The organism is Arthrobacter sp. CG_A4, from assembly GCF_035985125.1.
Lineage (GTDB): Bacteria > Actinomycetota > Actinomycetes > Actinomycetales > Micrococcaceae > Arthrobacter.
Genome location: NZ_JAXCID010000017.1, coordinates 1 through 14,953, shown reverse-complemented (window position 1 = coordinate 14,953; position 14,953 = coordinate 1). Strand labels below are relative to the sequence as shown.

The window sequence follows — 14,953 nt, the reverse complement described above, 5'->3', positions numbered from 1 at the left end:
TCATTCCGTTCCTCCGGATGCGCTCCGGGCCAGGACCTCGAAGTAGGTGTCTTCGAGGCTTCGGGTCACCCGGGACAGATGCGAGATCCCCGCACCGGAATCCAAGGCGACGGAGGCGAGCTCGGTCGGGTTCGTATGGTGGACAAGTAGTCCTTCCCGTTCGCGGGTGGCGCGGAACCCCCTCTGTGCCATGGCAACCAGCAGGATCTCGGGTTCCGGGGACTCCAGGTAGTAACCCGTTTCGTCCGGACGAGACACGAAATCCCCGATGCTCCCCTGCCCGAGGATCCGGCCATCCCCAATCATAACGATGTCATCCGCCATTTCTGCCAGTTCAGCCATATGGTGTGAGGACAGCAGGACCGTTGCACCCTGTGACGCCGCAGACGTCAGGAACGACCTGATCCAGGCAATTCCGTCGGGGTCGAGCCCATTGATGGGTTCGTCCATGACAAGTACGTCCGGACGACTCACCGTAGCCGTGGCGATGCCCAGTCTCTGGCGCATACCCAACGAGAAGGTGCGGACCCGGTGTTGCGCCACGCCTGCCAGTCCCACCCTTTCGAGGGCGTCTCTGCCCCAAGAAAGCGGCAGTCCCTGCACACGGCAGACGTAGCCGATGACGCCGGCAGCGGTGGCCTGCTCCGGGAGCCATTCCGCCGATAAGAAAAGTCCCATGGTGTTCCCCGGACGCCGGGCCTGCGCGAAGTCTGATCCGTTGACCCTGACGGTGCCGGCGTCAGGACGCACCAGTCCGGCAATGGTTTTCAGCACGGTGGACTTGCCTGCGCCGTTGGGTCCGACGAATCCGGTGACCCGCCCCGGCACGGCGGTGAAGGAAACGTCGTGTAGCGCTCTCTTGCTCCCAAAGCTCTTGCTCACGTTGTCGACATGAATCATGGATAAACAAACTCCTCGGCGGTGGGCTGCTTGACGGTGGGGCGCCGCCGGAGGGCGGCGATTTTCGGTGAGGTGTCTTCCACCAGGCGGCCCATCTGGTCCGGGACCGCCGGGGAAAAGCTGAGCGCAGCCAACGTCCTGGGCCGACCCGCGAAGTAGTGTGCCCGCACGAGGGACACCGTGGTTGTCCGAGCACCGACGATGGACACGGAGTGCAGGCCGGTGGCGGCCAGGACCACTTCACGGTCAACGAAGGAGTGACTGGCCCAACCGACCCTGGTTCCCACTACCGAGAACCGGGCCGTGGCAAGGCGGACCGCCAGGGCCAGAACGCACCAGAGTGCCACAGTTGCCACCGCGGCCAGGAGGAACGCGCCATGGGTCACCCGGTGCAGAACCCAACCGAAACCGAGCGCGGGTGCCCCGATCGCCGCGAAGAGCGCTATCGATCTGGCGATGGACCCGCGGCCCGAGGACTCCAGCAGGGCCGGGCGAGGAAGCTTCGGCAGCGATGTGTCGAGGATCCGTCTCACCTGCCTGCGCGGCAGCGATGGGAGGACCATGTTAGTTCCCATCTGTGCATCCGAGTCCGTCGTCAGGAGCGCGACCCGGACCCGGTCCAGAAGCATCTCTATGAGGTTGCGGCGTGCCGTAATCCCGCCGACGGCCGAGGATCGCACGTCGCGTTGGTTGGTGGAGAGCCATCCATATCGGATGGACAACCCGGCAGGATCACTGCTCACCGTGAAGTTATGGTATTTGACCACCGCGGCTACCGACCCGCCCAAGAGGACCGCCCCGCACAGCACCAAGCTTCCCGCCCAGGGATGGGAACTGAACACGTTCACGGCACCGTCCAAACTCGCCAGTTGGTCCGCCGCATCCACCACCGCGAGAACGGCACCGGTCCCTAGGAGCACCACATGGCCATAGATCAGGTTGGCGGCCACGAGGTCCCTCTTTCGGGCCGTGTAGACGACGGTCCGGCCCGTCGTGTCCGAGGACCCCGGAACCGTGCCGTGGACGCCACGGGCCGTGCTGCCGGAGGGTCCAGGTTGAGCCCCCGGAGCCCCGTGGGCCCGTGCTAGCCCGACGATGGTTTCAAGGTCTGCGTGGTCGACGCCGGGGACATCGATCTTTGCATCATCCTGGCCGCCGGAGCGCAGGGAGAGAACCCCCAGCCCGAACCGGCGGAACGCCCAGGGTGAGTCGATGTCCACCACCGAGACGTCACGCCAAGCGGTCGTGCTCGTAGTTCTGAATAGCAACCCGCGGGTGAGGGAGAAGTCTTCCTTGGAGATCTCGTACCTCAGCGTCGCCCATGCGTACACGGGGTGGACCAACCGGAGGATGACCAGGCCTCCGATCACGTAGATGGCCACCGGACCGGGCCACAGCCCGGGCCGGTCCCAGTATAGGAATCCGCCGAACAGCAGGCTGACCACACTCGGGGCTCCACGGAGGGACATCGCCGCCATGGCTTTCACGGGCAGCCGTTGCGGGGTGTCAGTGATCACCGGGTGACGCCTCCAGATAGGTGGACAACGCCTGCCGACGGATCTCCAGGGCCACAGAACGTTCCACGGGGCCCAGTGGTTCAACGTGGTTGAGGGTAACAAACCTGACTTTAGCGAGGCCAAACCGCCGCAATAGCGGCCCTTCGATGATGGAGACATTTAGGATTTGGGCGGTGGACAGGACAGTGTCCTTGGACAACAGGAAACCCCGTTTGATTCGCACCGCATCCGGGCCCACGTGGTATGACGTGTAGCGCATTGTGAGGCGGCTGACAATCGGTACATCAACGATCAGACCGGCGACGATGAGGATCGCCATGACGACGAGGGTCGGCAGCCTCCAGTCGCCGGGGACGAGCCAGAGTGCCAGTCCGCACGCGAGGCCTCCCGTCACTAGTACCTCGACGGTGGACCGGACTGTGAGGTACTTCAAGGCCACCGGTGGCAGCGCCGACGCATAGGCATGCGAACGCTTGGTCCGGCCCGACGCCGGCCATTCGCCCCGGCCGTCAGACTGTGTGCCGGCCACTGCGTCCCCTTCTGTCTGTACTGCTAGCGACATATTCTCCGTGCATTCCGGAGCGCTGGTGTGGCCAGAGGCCGTGGTCCCCGGCCACACCAGTGCCAACTCCTGTTAGCCGATTCCGAGGATCTGCATGATCCATTGGGCGATCGTACCGAAGGTCACGCCTCGCTCGAGCCACCGCTGGACCGTCGGCCAGTTGTTCCTGGCCCACCGGGCGATCGCGTTAACGGTGCTCAGCCCCCAACGCCAAGCCTGTGTCAGGACCCAAGCGACAAACCTCAATACTGCACCCATTTTAGTCTCCTTCTGAAAGCCAATGATGATGTGTCGGGAATCCCCCAATACGCTGTCAACATTATTTTCCAGATGGATCACTAACCAGTATTCTTTTGTCCTTTATATGTATACTTTTGGATAAAAGGTTGGGGCATTTGGCTAGTGTGCGGTAATCGCTTCACGCCTCTCGGACTGGAGAACCTTCCCGCCCCGCGGCCCGACATGGAGCACGCCGGCCTCAAGGGCGGTGACAAGTACCTGCAACCGATCTTGGACGCACCATTTCACCATTATGCGTGAGAGGTGGCCCTTGACGGCCGCCTCCGAGACACCGAGTTCCCTCGCGATGTCGCGGTTGGCCCGTCCTTGGCCCAGGCACTCAACGACCTCCCGTTCTCGGGTCGTCAGTGTGGGCAGATCGGTTCGGGACAGCAGTGGTTCGGCGGGGCGTGTTCTCCTTAACACCTCCAGCAACCCGATAAGTGCAGATCGGGACACGAAGACGTGGCCCGCCGTAACGTCGGACACCGCACTCTGGATCTCGCAAACCGAAGCATCGCTCGTGAGGATTCCGCGGGCACCTGCGTCCATGACGTCTCGAATCGCCTCGGACGCGCCGGCGTCGATGAAGACCATGAGATGGGCCTGAGGATAGAAGGTCAACACGGGTAGGAGGTCGGGAGCTGCCTGGCCGCGTGGCAACCGTGCATCAACGACGACAAGGTCGGCCTGATGTGCCCGGCAATCGGACGCGAGCTCGAGAGGCGACGTTGCGCGACTGAATACAACCCGCGTCTGGGAATTGAAACGAAAAATTGCATTTAGAACAGAAAGCAATCGAGTCTCCGAGACGCCGACAACCACCGACATTTCCTGCACCGCCACATCAGCCTTCTCCCCTTTGCCCGTTCCGGGACAACGTAATTCCACTACAGCCCAAAGTGACTATTTGGTCCGACTGTCGTGCTGCGGTTCCTCAGAGAACCAGTGCTTGAACCTGGATCAACGAAGTTGGCTGCCGTACCTCCCTTCGAGATGAAGGAGGTCCTGCTCCGAAGTCTACTGAAAAAATGATCCATTATTGACGGTTATTCCGTTTGATGGACTTTGCCTCCCGGGTCCGGGCACTGCGGTTAGCCCTCCATTAGGCGGACTTCAGCCTCGACGCGTTGTGGGATGGGACCGCCGCGGTGAGGCATACACGATGTCCAGAAGAAGCTGGATTTTTCGACGCTGGAACCGCGGCATCGTGGTGTGCCGTAGAACGCGTCGTGGCTGCTTCCCCACCGACAGGACACGATGACGGTAGCTGCAGCGTCTCAGCGGGGCCGGTTTGTCGGTAACGAGGGCGCCGAACTGCCCCGGGCGTACCGCGCCACCAGTGCGGCGGCCTGACGGCTGCGGGATGCGGCCACGGGGTAATAGGATCGCGGTTTGGGGACAGCAGAGGACTTGTTCGAAGGGCAACCCACCGGTTTGCCGGCGCCGACGTCACGAGGCAGCTCGCCGTACCGGGAAGGTTCCGGCCCGGCGGTGGTCCGGCACGTTGGGGGCTATACCCCGTTCATTGAATTCTGCGCCGCGCAGGGAGTGCGGGCCGAGGAACTGGCTGCGGACGCTGAGCGGCTCATCTGGTTCTTACGAGTGTTCGGTTCCCGGATTGCGGAGCACAGTACGCTCAGTGCCGCGGCGGCCGTATTCGCCGGGAACACCATCGCCGGGCTGCGTCCGGACGCGCAGTGGACCGTCTACGAAGGGGCCCCTCCAACGGTGGGAAACCGGGGAAAGGCATTCGAGGCTAACCGTCTGCTCGAAGCTCTGCGCAGCGCGGACGACGATGCCGTCCGCGGACTCGTGGCCGCGATCCTGGACTGGGCCCGGGACGAACCGGAGGAGCTCCCGGCAATGCTGCCCCGGCCCGTATCCCCGGCGGCAGGACAGCCCCGCTATGTCCGGCTGGACCTGCCGGCGAAGACCTACTACTCCCGCGAGGGCGAACCCATTCGCTACGGGAGCCACTGGGGCGCTGACGGACCCAGCCCGGATTCCTACAGCCTGGACAGCCACCCCGAGCGTTTCGCCGGACTTCACGTTGTTGCCCGTGCCCTGATCGAGCATCTCAGAGCAGTTTACGACGTCGACGTCCAGGAGGATCCCGTCCATGCCGGGGAACTGGTCAGGGAAGTCAAGGATGTGCGGCAGGCGGTCAAAGTCGCCCCGCGGCGTTCCGGAGCGGCCTCACAGACGTTGCTGGTGACCGACTATCCGGGACTTGTGGTGCACGCCGGGGTGCTGCATGACTTTCCGTTTCCTGTCTGCGTCTGCGATGCCTGCGACCAAACGGAAGAGACAACAGCGGACCGGCTGGAGCAGCTGGTGCTCTCGGTCGCGGCCGGCGGATACCGCGAACGCTACCCGGTGGGCCGCAAGCGGTGGAGCGAATACGCGCTGACCGCGTTCGACGGTTCCGGTTCGGAAAGCGGACAAGGCGAACCCGGCGCCGCCGCCGGGCGCCTCCACGACGCGGAGATCCGGCTACGGGATGTGGCCGGCGGCTGGAGCCCCTGGCCGCTGCGCGGGAGCTGAACCTGCAACCCGGGTGCCGGAAGCAGGAGTCAGGGTTTGACTCAGTCGGATGCCGACTCCACCACGGCTGCTTTCGAAGCGATATTGTTTAGCTGCTAAAGTAATGGCATGACCACGACCATTGCTTTGTTCGGTGCGACCGGGAAAACCGGTCGCCGTGTACTCGACCAGGCCCTTGCGCAAGGGCTCTCCGTGCGCGCACTCGCGCGTGATCCCGCCAAGATCGCCGTTGCCGATGATCGGCTCACCGTGATCGAGGGGGATGTGCTGGATGCACGGTCGGTCGACCGGGTGGTGGCGGGGGCGGATGCCGTGCTCAGTGTGTTCGGGCATGTGAAAGGCTCCCCGGCCGGCCTGCAGGCGGACGGTACCCGGCTAATCCTGGAGGCGATGCAGCATCACGGGATCACCCGGATCGTGACCCTCTCGGGCGGCGGCCTGCGTGCCGAGGGTAAGGATCGGCCGAAGCTGCAAGATCGCATCATCCGCGGCCTCCTGAAGCTGCTATCGGGCCAGTTGCTCGCGGACGCCGAAGCGCACTTGGAGCTGCTGCAGCAGAGTGGCCTGGAGTGGACGGTGGTGCGCGGACCCCGCCTGACCGAAGAACCCGGGACGAGCTCGTACGGGGTGGGCTGGGTGGGAGGCGACAGCACCACGAAGATCAGTCGCGACGATCTCGCCCAGTTTCTTATCACCCAGATCGATGATCGCCAGTACGTACGCGAGATGCCGTTCGTCAGCGCCCGATGAGCGCCGCCGACGGCCGGGTTGACCCGGTGCGTGTGGTGCTCGGCAGTGTGGCGGCGCTCAGCCGGGCGCTGACGGTGGAGCAGCGGCGTCCGTTCGAAGGGCGGGTGCTGACCGGCTCGCAACTATCGGCGCTGTTCTTCCTCGCCCGGACGCCGTCTGGCTTGACCCCGGGCCGGCTGGCGGAGCTCCTCACCGTGTCCGCAGGCGCTGTCACCCAGCTCGTCGACGCGCTGAGAGCGGACGGGCACATCGACATTCGGGTCAACCCTGCTGATGCCCGATCGCGCATCATCGTGCTGTCCCGCGCCTCCCGCGACGAGGTGGAGCACTTCGAAGGGGCCACCACTGAACGCCTGCGGCCCAAGTTCGCGGCCCTGACACCGGCCGAACTGACGACACTCGCGGACCTGATGAATCGCGTCACCATGGAGACGAAAGAATGATCGGGAGTGTTCTGGTGACCGGCGCAACCGGCACGGTGGGCGACGCCGTGACGGAGTTTCTGCTCGAGCGCGGAGCCTCCGTGCTGGGCGCCGTGCGCAACGCTGACGACGCGGCCCGTCTCCGTGCAGGCGTGGAGGCACGGCACTTTGACTTCTCGATGTCGCCAGCCGGACTCGATCAGGCACTGGAGGGGTGCGACCAACTGTTCCTGATGCGACCTCCCGCAATCGCCGATGTGAAGACGTACTTGTTCCCGGTCATCGACGCCGCCCAACGTCGCGGCATCCGACACATCGTGTTCTTGTCTTTGCAGGGCGTGCAGCAAAACCGCCGCACCCCCCACTACGCCGTTGAGCAGTATCTGAAGAGCACCGGTGCACCGTTCACGTCGTTGCGCCCGAACTTCTTCATGCAGAACCTGTCGACGACCCACGCGGCGGAGATCCGTGACGACGACGACGTCTTCGTGCCCGCCGGACGCTCCTTCACCGCGTTCATCGACGCCCGCGACATCGGCCGCGTGAGCGCGGCCGTACTGACCGAAACGGGCCACAACGGCCGCGCCTACACCCTCTCGGGCGAACAGAGCCTCACCTATCGCAACGTCGCTGGCATCCTCAGCGACGTGCTCGGGCGTAGCATCCATTACCGGCGACCCAGCGAGACCGAATACCTATCCCGCCTGCGCAAACAGGGCAAGTCCGATGACTACATCGCCGTGCAGAAGATGATCTACCGCATCGTGCGTTTCAACATCTCAGCTTTCCCCAACCGGTCGGTCCGGCGCCTCACCGGGCACCCAGCCACCACATTCCGCGAATTTGCCGAGCGTGAGCGCGGTGCGTGGAAGAGCTGATAGGCGCCAGACACGAAGCGCTGGACCCCACAGGCGCAATGTAACGGACTGGTAACGTAGAACGGATGCTGTCTAAGTCTGGTCAAACAAGAGTCACGCAGCTGGATGGCCTCAGGGGAATTGCCGCCCTGGTGGTTGTTGCCTGCCACGTACTGTCAACACTTCCCGGAATCGGGAGTGTTGTCAGTGGCAACCGATCCGCGGGACTTACTACGACGGGGGAGTGGGCGGTTTTCTCGCCGCTGCACGTCCTTTGGAACGGCACCCCGGCAGTCCACGTCTTTTTTGTGCTCTCCGGCTTCGTGCTGGTCCTGCCGTTTACCAGACCTGGGGCCGTCAGAAACTGGGCGCAGTACTACGCCAAAAGGTTGCTCCGCCTCTACTTACCGGCCTGGGCATCGCTGGCGGTGGCCGTTGCATTGATCTCCATCATTCCCCGGTCGGCGTCGCCGTTGCAGAGCCCCTGGGCGGACATCTACGTAATCGGCCCCAGCATGGGCCAGGTCTTCAAGGACAGCCTGCTCCTGCTGACCGCGAGCACCATCAACACTCCGCTGTGGTCCCTCAAATGGGAAGTCGCGTTCTCCCTTTTGCTCCCGGCCTACGTCCTCATCGCCCTCCGCTGGCGGCGCTTCTGGCATGTGAAAATCGGCATCGCACTGCTGCTGACCGTGGTGGGAGCGTTGCAGGACCAGGAATGGCTGACCTATCTCCCGATCTTCGCCATCGGGGCCATTCTCGGCACCGAACGCGACCGGATCCGTGAACTGACTCAATCATGGCCGCCCCTCGCCTGGTTCGTCGTGGCCGCCGCGGGCCTCTTCCTGGCCAACGCGGAATGGACCAGTCCCGGGCAGCCGATCGCCGCCGTCGAGGCCGTTGTTACGGTGGGCTCGGTGCTGATCGTGGTGCTGTTTGTGTCCTGCCGCTCCGCCAAAAGGCTGGGGGACGCCGCCGTCGCCCAATGGCTGGGACGCGTGTCCTTCAGTCTCTACCTGGTGCACCTGCCCATCATCCTGGCTGGTGTCACCCTGCTCCGCGCAGTCTCGCTTCCGCTGGCGCTCGCGGTTTCGGTGGCCGCCTCGTTCCTGGCCGCCACGCTGTTCTACCGCTATGTGGAGCAGCCCGCCCACCGGCTTTCGATGGCAGCAGGCCGGGCCGTGGAACAAAAAATGTATCTCCCCCACCGGGCGCAACGCGTCGGTGCCCGGGGTGTTTAGGTTGAAGTGCAAGGATGTACCGGGTTGGTAACTCTGCAACCCATCGAGGTCGGTAATCTATGGGGGAAATCGATGAATTGGGTGGACATAGCTCAGATAGTCAGTGCCCTGGCCACCACGGGGGCGTTGATCTTCGTGACCCGACAAACCAAGCACTCACGCGATGCGGTTTCCGAGGCCCAGCGTATGCACGCGCTGGAAAGTGGCAGGGAAAAACGGGCCGCGGATTTTGATGCTCAACGGCAGGCAGCCCAAATCGTCGCCTGGCCGGTGAAGGCCGATTTCCAGGTCGAAATCAGTGGGGACTCCTGGTTGTCAACGCCTCCGCTGCGCCGGTGTTCGGCATGAGCATCACCAGGGCGCAGGCGCTCAGCCGGGGTAAGGGCAGCACCATTGCGGCGCTGAGCGCGAAAGCCGAAGTGCTTCCGCCGGGACAGTATTTCGTGGCCGCGGGGGCGCGGTGGCCGGAGCTGATGGGGGAACTGGATAGGGCAGAGCCGCTGGCCGGGAATGCTGACTACATGGCGTCGCTGAATTTCAGGGACAGCAACGGGCTGAACTGGCGCCGGGAACCCAACGGTGTTCTGGCGGCGGCTTCCGGCCGCTCCTGAAACGCGGCGACTGTGTGGCGGCTCAGAGAGGTCTAGCCGAACTCCGCAGCAGAACGAGCCCGGTGACCGCCCGGCCGGGGAAGCATCACCCTCACACGCGCCCGGTGACCGCCCGGCCGGGGAAGCATCACCCTCACACGCGCCCGGTGCCGGCCCGGAACTCCGATGTCGGGCCGGTCGTTGGACGGGCATGAACAGGCGCGTCGTGATTCCGGTTGTAGCCCTATTTGCTGTTGTCGCGGTGGCCGTCGGACTATTTCTGTTCCAGCCCTGGCGGATCTTCACCAGTTCCACCGTGGCGGAGGACATTCCGGCCGTTGCGCCGCCGGCCAGCCAGTCAGCGCCCCAGTCAGCGCCGCAATCTGCGCCGCAATCTGCGGGGCCATCGGCCGAACCGGCCCCGATCCCGCCGCGTCAACTCAGCGGGGGCGAACTTATCAGCCACGAACATGCCAGCTCCGGCACCGTGAAAATCCTCGAACTCGCCGACGGGAGCCGGATCCTGAGGTTCGAAGGCCTCGATACGTCCGATGGCCCGGACCTTCGGGTGTGGCTCAGCGACGCCCAGGTGATCGAGGGAGCGGCCGGCTGGCAGGTGTTCGACGACGGGGCGTACCTCGATCTGGGAGTGCTCAAGGCCAACAAGGGCGATCAGAATTACGTGATCCCGCCCGGAGCGAACCTGGCGGACTACAGCTCCGTGAGTATCTGGTGCGCGCGGTTCGCGGTTTCCTTCGCCGCTGCCGAGCTGACGAGTTAGTTACACCCGGCAACCAGGCAGGCCTGCAGGTTCGTTGGGCGGAGGCAGCGCGGCCCGTCACCAGGATGAAGAGTAAGGCTCGGCCCACAGGGCCGCCGTCAGGGTGACGGACTTGAACCACGCCTGATACATCGCCTCCACCTCATCCGCGTCCGCACCCTGCCCGGTGAGGAAGGGCCGGATCGTGGCGGTCAAGGGAACGATGAAGGCGATGATGTAGCGCAGGGTGATCTCGGACGCCGTCGAGCTCACGCCGTCGGTGAGGTTCTTCTTCGCCGCCGTGTGGCGGAGGGCAATCTCATGCTGGTAGTCAAGCCACTGCTGGTCGTGGTCGCGGGAACAAGTGTCAACGATCCACTGGGCGAATCTGGCCCGTACGGCTCCAAGATAGTCCGGATTCGCCGTTCCGTCCGCTCCGGCGAAACTGGCAATGAGGAAGTCGTGGCTGCCAACGAATCCGTACCAGACGTCGAGGATTCGATCGGTTTGCGGTCCAAGAATCTCGCCTGCGCGCCGCAACGCGTGCGCATCATCCGGAGTCCATAGCACCGCCCCTTCGAGCCGGGCCAGGTCTTCAAGGGACACGGGACTCGGGGCAAGGGACTCGCTGCCGAACGTGTAGCCGGGGATCGTGGACATGATGACACCTTTCGCCGGGGAACTTTCTCATAAAAGCACTTGGAGGCGCCGACGTATAGAGTCCAGCCAAAGTAGCCCGCAATCGTGGTGGTTCTGGGCCCTCCAAACGACTGGCCCTTCAAACGACCACAATTGCGGGTCAGTGGGGGGTGCGGTGCGGGGTCAGGCAGCCTGGTTGAAGCGGACCATGTTTCCGGACGGGTCGCGGAAGGCGCAGTCGCGCGGTCCCCACGGCTGAACGATGGGTTCCTGGATGACCTCCGCGCCGGATGCCCGGACGGCCTCGAACGTGGCGTCGAGATCGTCGGTGCGGAATACAAGAATGGGGAGCGCGCCCTTGACGAGCAGCTGCTGGAGGGCGTCGCCGTCGTCCCGGGAACGGCCGGCGTGCGGGACGGACAGCACCAGCTCCAGGTCCGGTTGGGCCGTGCCGAGAGTGACCCAGCGCTGTCCGTCCGAGCCGACGTCGTTGCGCACTTCCAGGCCGAGCACGTCCCGGTAAAACGCGAGCGACGTATCGAGGTCATTGACGGTGATTTGTGAGTACTGCAGTGAAATATTCATGCTGTTCACGCTATGGCAGCGGCCGTGGGGGCGCTTCTTCAATCCTGCTCGGTTTGCGCCCTGGCTGGGTGCGCAGCCGGGCGATACACGAGGGCATAGCCTTCACCGCGTGGTGCTGCCGGGACCGGTACGCACTCGGCGGCATGCCGACGATCTCGGTGAACCGTGAGCTGAACGATCCCAGCGAGGTGCAGCCGACCTCCATGCACGCGTCCGTCACGCTGGTACCGGACCGCAGCAGAGCCATGGCGCGTTCGATCCGCCGGGTCATGAGGTAGTTGTAGGGCGTCTCGCCGTAGGCCGCTTTGAACTGGCGGGAGAAGTGCGCCGGGGACATGAGGGCCCCGGCGGCCATGGTGGGCACATCCAGTGGCCGGGCGTAGTTGCGGTCGATCAGGTCCCGGGCCCGGCGCAGGTGCACCAGGTTGGCCAACTCCTGCGGTGTCATGCCGCCATTCTAGAACCGTTGAGATCGCTACGGGGGCCTGACATGAGCCGTAGGAGGCGCGGCGCCAACCGCGGTGGTCACCCGTCCCGGGAATCTCCTGTACAGTTGATTCTGTTGTTGTGTTTATGCAGTTCGTAGTTCAGGCAGTACGCACGGTTGAAAGACCTTGTTCTTCTGAAGCAGCGGTTTTGAGCACCCCACACCGGAGGACCCGAAAGTCGGGACTTTTCCTCTACCTTCACGAAGGACGAAAAATAATGGCTACTGGTACCGTCAAATGGTTTAACGCTGAAAAGGGCTTCGGCTTCATTTCCCCCGATGACTCCTCACAGGACGTCTTCGCACACTACTCCGCGATCGCCTCTTCCGGCTTCCGCTCACTCGAAGAGAACCAGAAGGTCTCCTTCGAGACCGAGCAGGGCCCCAAGGGCCCGCAGGCCGTAAACATCCAGGCTCTCTAAGACTTAGCTTCCAGCTAACTCTTCTGAGTCCGGGGCCGCAAGGTTTCGAGCAGGGCCCGTCTTCGACGGGCCCTGCTTTTGTTTAACCCAGGTGTGCTTGCTGGTCCCAAGCCGTGGGCCTCGTTCAATCCGGACGCCGGGCCCCCGGAGGTGATGGCGTTCTTCAGCTTTTCGGTCCGGCCTGTAAGAGTTTTTGGAGGACCGGCGCCTGATCCCGGGCCAGTTGCGCCAGGTCACCGGCCTCCGCGGCTGCTGCCGAGTCACTCTCATCCATACGCCGAATGGTCCAGCCGGTTGGACCCGACGGCTTTCAGCGATGACATCGTGGCCATTGCTGACTTGGCAACAGACTGCCATTCTTGGTAAATCCGCACTTCCAACAGCGAATGCAAGGATGAGACGATGCCGCTATATCTGTCAAAGTTCAGCTACACACCGGAGACCTGGGCGAGGTTGATCAGCAACCCCGAAGACCGCGGACAGGCCGCCCGGACATACATCGAATCGGTGGGCGGGAAACTCCATGGATTCTGGTACGCCTTCGGCGCCCACGACGGCTACACCATGTGGGAGGCTCCCGATAACGTGTCCATGGCCGCTGTCGCACTGGCGATCAGCGGCGGCGGCGCATTGAGTTCCATGGAAACGACAGTCCTCCTGACCGTCGACGAGACGATGGACGCGCTGCGGAAAGCGGAGCAGATTAAGTACCGTCCTCCCGGCACCTGACGGCACTGGCGGGGGCGACGTATGCGTCGAAGTCCTGCTTAATCGAAATCCTGCTCAATGGTTGGCGTGCCCCTGCGACGGCCCGTTCGCCAAGCCGCGTTCGCCAAGCCGCGTTCCCCCAGCCGCGTTCCCGAGGCCCCGTGGCGTTGGGGCCGCGGGGCGCCGCTCTGACATGATGGCCAGCATGGAATCCGCCAGCCTGCAGTCACCCGCCAGCCCGCCGCCATCGATCGCCCCGCTACCCAGTGCCGTCCCCGCCTACGATCTCCGCGTCAGCATCCAGGCCACGGAACCAGCAATCTGGCGCCGGCTGCTGGTGCCGGAGACCATCACCGTCCCTGAACTGCACCAGGTCCTCCAGGCCGCGTTCGGCTGGGACAACCGCCACCTGTACGGGATCCGGGGCGTTGACCGGCTGGGCCAGTCCCGGATGGTCATCGGCCCCGACGCCGCAGCCGAGGATACGGACGACGAGCCGGCTTCCGGCGTCGTGCTTTCTGAACTCCTGGACGCCCAGCGGGACGGCCCGGCGGCGCTGGAATACGAGTACGACTTCGGCGATGCCTGGACGCACACCTTCGACGTGATCGGTCCCGCCGAGCTTCCCGCCGGGACCTTGCGCTGTGTTGACGGCGCCAACCGCGGCCCGGTGGAGGACTCCGGCGGCCCCTACGGCTACGTACGCCTCATTGCGGCGCTGGCGGATCCGGCGGACAAAGATCACCAGGAGCTTTCCGGCTGGTACACGTTTGCCACGGGGCAGGACGCCGGCACCTTTGATCCCCGCGCGTTCGACCCCGACGCTCTCAACGACCGCCTGGACGGGCTGGCCCAGCGGCTGTGGCCCGAACCGCCCACGCGCCAGGAGATCGACGCCGTCGTCCGTCCCGTGCACTGGCTCCTGAACCAGGTTCCCCTGGACGGGCTGCAGCTTACCCAGGACGGCTACCTCAAACCCGCCGTGGTGAGCCGGGCCGTCCGCGAACTTGGCTGGGAATACCGCTGGCCGGGGACGGCGAACAGGGAAGTCCAGACCCCTCCCGTGCTGCGGCTCCGGCAGCAGTTGCAGGCGTGGAAGCTAGTGCGGAAACTGAACGGCCGCCTGCTGCTGACGCCGAAGGGACGCACCATGCACGACGGCGGCCGGCAACTGTGGGACTACCTCGCCGGCGCGGTGGCTTCACCGACAGAGAAGGCCACGGCCGTAGTGACGGACAGCGTGGTCCAGTGGCTGGTTCATGGAACCACGCCGCCCTGGGACCGGCGCGGACCCGCGATCGCGGACGCGCTGCACGCGGCCGGGTTCCGGATGAAAGCCGGGGAACCGGTGCCACAGGACATGGCCGACGAGCTGTATCGGCAGGTGCGGTGGACGCTCGATTGCGTCCAGCTGACTGTGCCGGACCGCGACTTCAGCGAGGCCAGGACTCTCACCGACGGCGGCCGGAAGTTCCTGCTGCAGGCGCAGAGGCGGCTCACCGAGGAGTGACCGGGCGTCGTCGGCGTCGGGTATTGACTGCCACGCGGGACCGGACAGCCAAGCGGGTCCCCGGGGAATCATGTCAAGATGCGCGCGTAGCTTTCTTCGTGGAATCATTCGAAAGTGCGCGCGTGGACGGCATGGTTTTGGGTCCTTGTTTGCTCGTGGTCAGGGTGAGCAGCTCAG

At 64.4% G+C, this 14,953-nt stretch carries 19 protein-coding genes; 11 read left to right on the top strand and 8 right to left on the bottom strand.

Annotation, left to right across the window (positions count from 1 at the left end; genetic code table 11):
• From RCH07_RS09155 to RCH07_RS09135, 5 genes are all read right to left on the bottom strand, one after another.
• The gene (locus RCH07_RS09155) at positions 1-900 is read right to left on the bottom strand and encodes an ABC transporter ATP-binding protein (protein WP_326967157.1); all 900 of its coding nucleotides are present in this window, start codon (positions 898-900) and stop codon (positions 1-3) included.
• Positions 897-2,417, bottom strand: coding sequence for a PH domain-containing protein (locus RCH07_RS09150; RefSeq protein WP_326967156.1), 1,521 nt, complete (start codon positions 2,415-2,417; stop codon positions 897-899). Before RCH07_RS09150 ends, RCH07_RS09155 begins: the two co-directional genes overlap by 4 nt.
• The gene (locus RCH07_RS09145; protein ID WP_326967155.1) at positions 2,407-2,946 is read right to left on the bottom strand and encodes a PH domain-containing protein; all 540 of its coding nucleotides are present in this window, start codon (positions 2,944-2,946) and stop codon (positions 2,407-2,409) included. Before RCH07_RS09145 ends, RCH07_RS09150 begins: the two co-directional genes overlap by 11 nt.
• Before the next feature lie 105 nt (positions 2,947-3,051).
• The gene (locus tag RCH07_RS09140) at positions 3,052-3,237 is read right to left on the bottom strand and encodes an aureocin A53 family class IId bacteriocin (protein ID WP_326967154.1); all 186 of its coding nucleotides are present in this window, start codon (positions 3,235-3,237) and stop codon (positions 3,052-3,054) included.
• A gap of 141 nt (positions 3,238-3,378) precedes the next feature.
• A complete protein-coding gene (locus RCH07_RS09135) occupies positions 3,379-3,855 on the bottom strand; it encodes a response regulator transcription factor (protein ID WP_326967153.1) in 477 nt (158 codons plus the stop codon).
• A 798-nt stretch (positions 3,856-4,653) separates the two neighbouring features.
• Here RCH07_RS09135 and RCH07_RS09130 point away from each other — a divergent pair.
• The 8 genes from RCH07_RS09130 (at position 4,654) to RCH07_RS09095 (ending at position 10,446) form a co-directional block, all read left to right on the top strand.
• Positions 4,654-5,805 carry a DUF6226 family protein gene (locus RCH07_RS09130; RefSeq protein WP_326967152.1) on the top strand — a complete coding sequence of 384 codons (1,152 nt, stop codon included), beginning with the start codon at positions 4,654-4,656 and terminating at the stop codon, positions 5,803-5,805.
• A 108-nt stretch (positions 5,806-5,913) separates the two neighbouring features.
• The gene (locus RCH07_RS09125) at positions 5,914-6,555 is read left to right on the top strand and encodes an NAD(P)-dependent oxidoreductase (RefSeq protein ID WP_326967151.1); all 642 of its coding nucleotides are present in this window, start codon (positions 5,914-5,916) and stop codon (positions 6,553-6,555) included.
• Entirely contained in the window at positions 6,552-6,998 is a 447-nt protein-coding gene (locus RCH07_RS09120) for a MarR family winged helix-turn-helix transcriptional regulator (RefSeq protein ID WP_326967150.1), read from the top strand. The genes RCH07_RS09125 and RCH07_RS09120 overlap by 4 nt, the downstream gene beginning before the upstream one ends.
• 14 nt (positions 6,999-7,012) lie before the next feature.
• Entirely contained in the window at positions 7,013-7,855 is an 843-nt protein-coding gene (locus RCH07_RS09115; protein ID WP_326967149.1) for an SDR family oxidoreductase, read from the top strand.
• A gap of 65 nt (positions 7,856-7,920) precedes the next feature.
• The gene (locus tag RCH07_RS09110; RefSeq protein ID WP_326967148.1) at positions 7,921-9,075 is read left to right on the top strand and encodes an acyltransferase family protein; all 1,155 of its coding nucleotides are present in this window, start codon (positions 7,921-7,923) and stop codon (positions 9,073-9,075) included.
• Between the two features lie 24 nt (positions 9,076-9,099).
• Positions 9,100-9,423: a hypothetical protein gene (locus RCH07_RS09105; RefSeq protein WP_326967147.1), complete on the top strand. Its 324-nt coding sequence runs from the start codon at positions 9,100-9,102 to the stop codon at positions 9,421-9,423.
• Complete coding sequence (locus RCH07_RS09100) at positions 9,420-9,686, top strand: hypothetical protein (RefSeq protein ID WP_326967146.1); 267 nt, start codon at positions 9,420-9,422, stop codon at positions 9,684-9,686. The genes RCH07_RS09105 and RCH07_RS09100 overlap by 4 nt, the downstream gene beginning before the upstream one ends.
• 190 nt (positions 9,687-9,876) lie before the next feature.
• On the top strand, positions 9,877-10,446 hold the full coding sequence (locus RCH07_RS09095; RefSeq protein ID WP_326967145.1) for a DM13 domain-containing protein: 570 nt from the start codon (positions 9,877-9,879) through the stop codon (positions 10,444-10,446).
• A gap of 57 nt (positions 10,447-10,503) precedes the next feature.
• On the opposite strand, the gene RCH07_RS09090 is transcribed toward RCH07_RS09095, so the two are convergent.
• The 3 genes from RCH07_RS09090 to RCH07_RS09080 all read right to left on the bottom strand — a co-directional run bounded on the left by RCH07_RS09090 (position 10,504) and on the right by RCH07_RS09080 (position 12,097).
• The gene (locus RCH07_RS09090) at positions 10,504-11,085 is read right to left on the bottom strand and encodes a protoglobin domain-containing protein (protein WP_326967144.1); all 582 of its coding nucleotides are present in this window, start codon (positions 11,083-11,085) and stop codon (positions 10,504-10,506) included.
• Positions 11,086-11,247: 162 nt separating this feature from the next.
• Complete coding sequence (locus RCH07_RS09085; protein WP_326967143.1) at positions 11,248-11,649, bottom strand: VOC family protein; 402 nt, start codon at positions 11,647-11,649, stop codon at positions 11,248-11,250.
• A 10-nt stretch (positions 11,650-11,659) separates the two neighbouring features.
• The gene (locus RCH07_RS09080; RefSeq protein ID WP_326967142.1) at positions 11,660-12,097 is read right to left on the bottom strand and encodes a helix-turn-helix transcriptional regulator; all 438 of its coding nucleotides are present in this window, start codon (positions 12,095-12,097) and stop codon (positions 11,660-11,662) included.
• A 257-nt stretch (positions 12,098-12,354) separates the two neighbouring features.
• Between RCH07_RS09080 and RCH07_RS09075 the strand changes: the two genes are divergently transcribed.
• From RCH07_RS09075 to RCH07_RS09065, 3 genes are all read left to right on the top strand, one after another.
• Complete coding sequence (locus RCH07_RS09075) at positions 12,355-12,558, top strand: cold-shock protein (protein WP_024365339.1); 204 nt, start codon at positions 12,355-12,357, stop codon at positions 12,556-12,558.
• 402 nt (positions 12,559-12,960) lie between these two features.
• Positions 12,961-13,287, top strand: a complete 327-nt coding sequence (locus RCH07_RS09070) for a GYD domain-containing protein (protein WP_326967141.1) — start codon at positions 12,961-12,963, stop codon at positions 13,285-13,287.
• 184 nt (positions 13,288-13,471) lie between these two features.
• The gene (locus tag RCH07_RS09065; RefSeq protein WP_326967140.1) at positions 13,472-14,776 is read left to right on the top strand and encodes a plasmid pRiA4b ORF-3 family protein; all 1,305 of its coding nucleotides are present in this window, start codon (positions 13,472-13,474) and stop codon (positions 14,774-14,776) included.
• Positions 14,777-14,953: the final 177 nt, after the last annotated feature.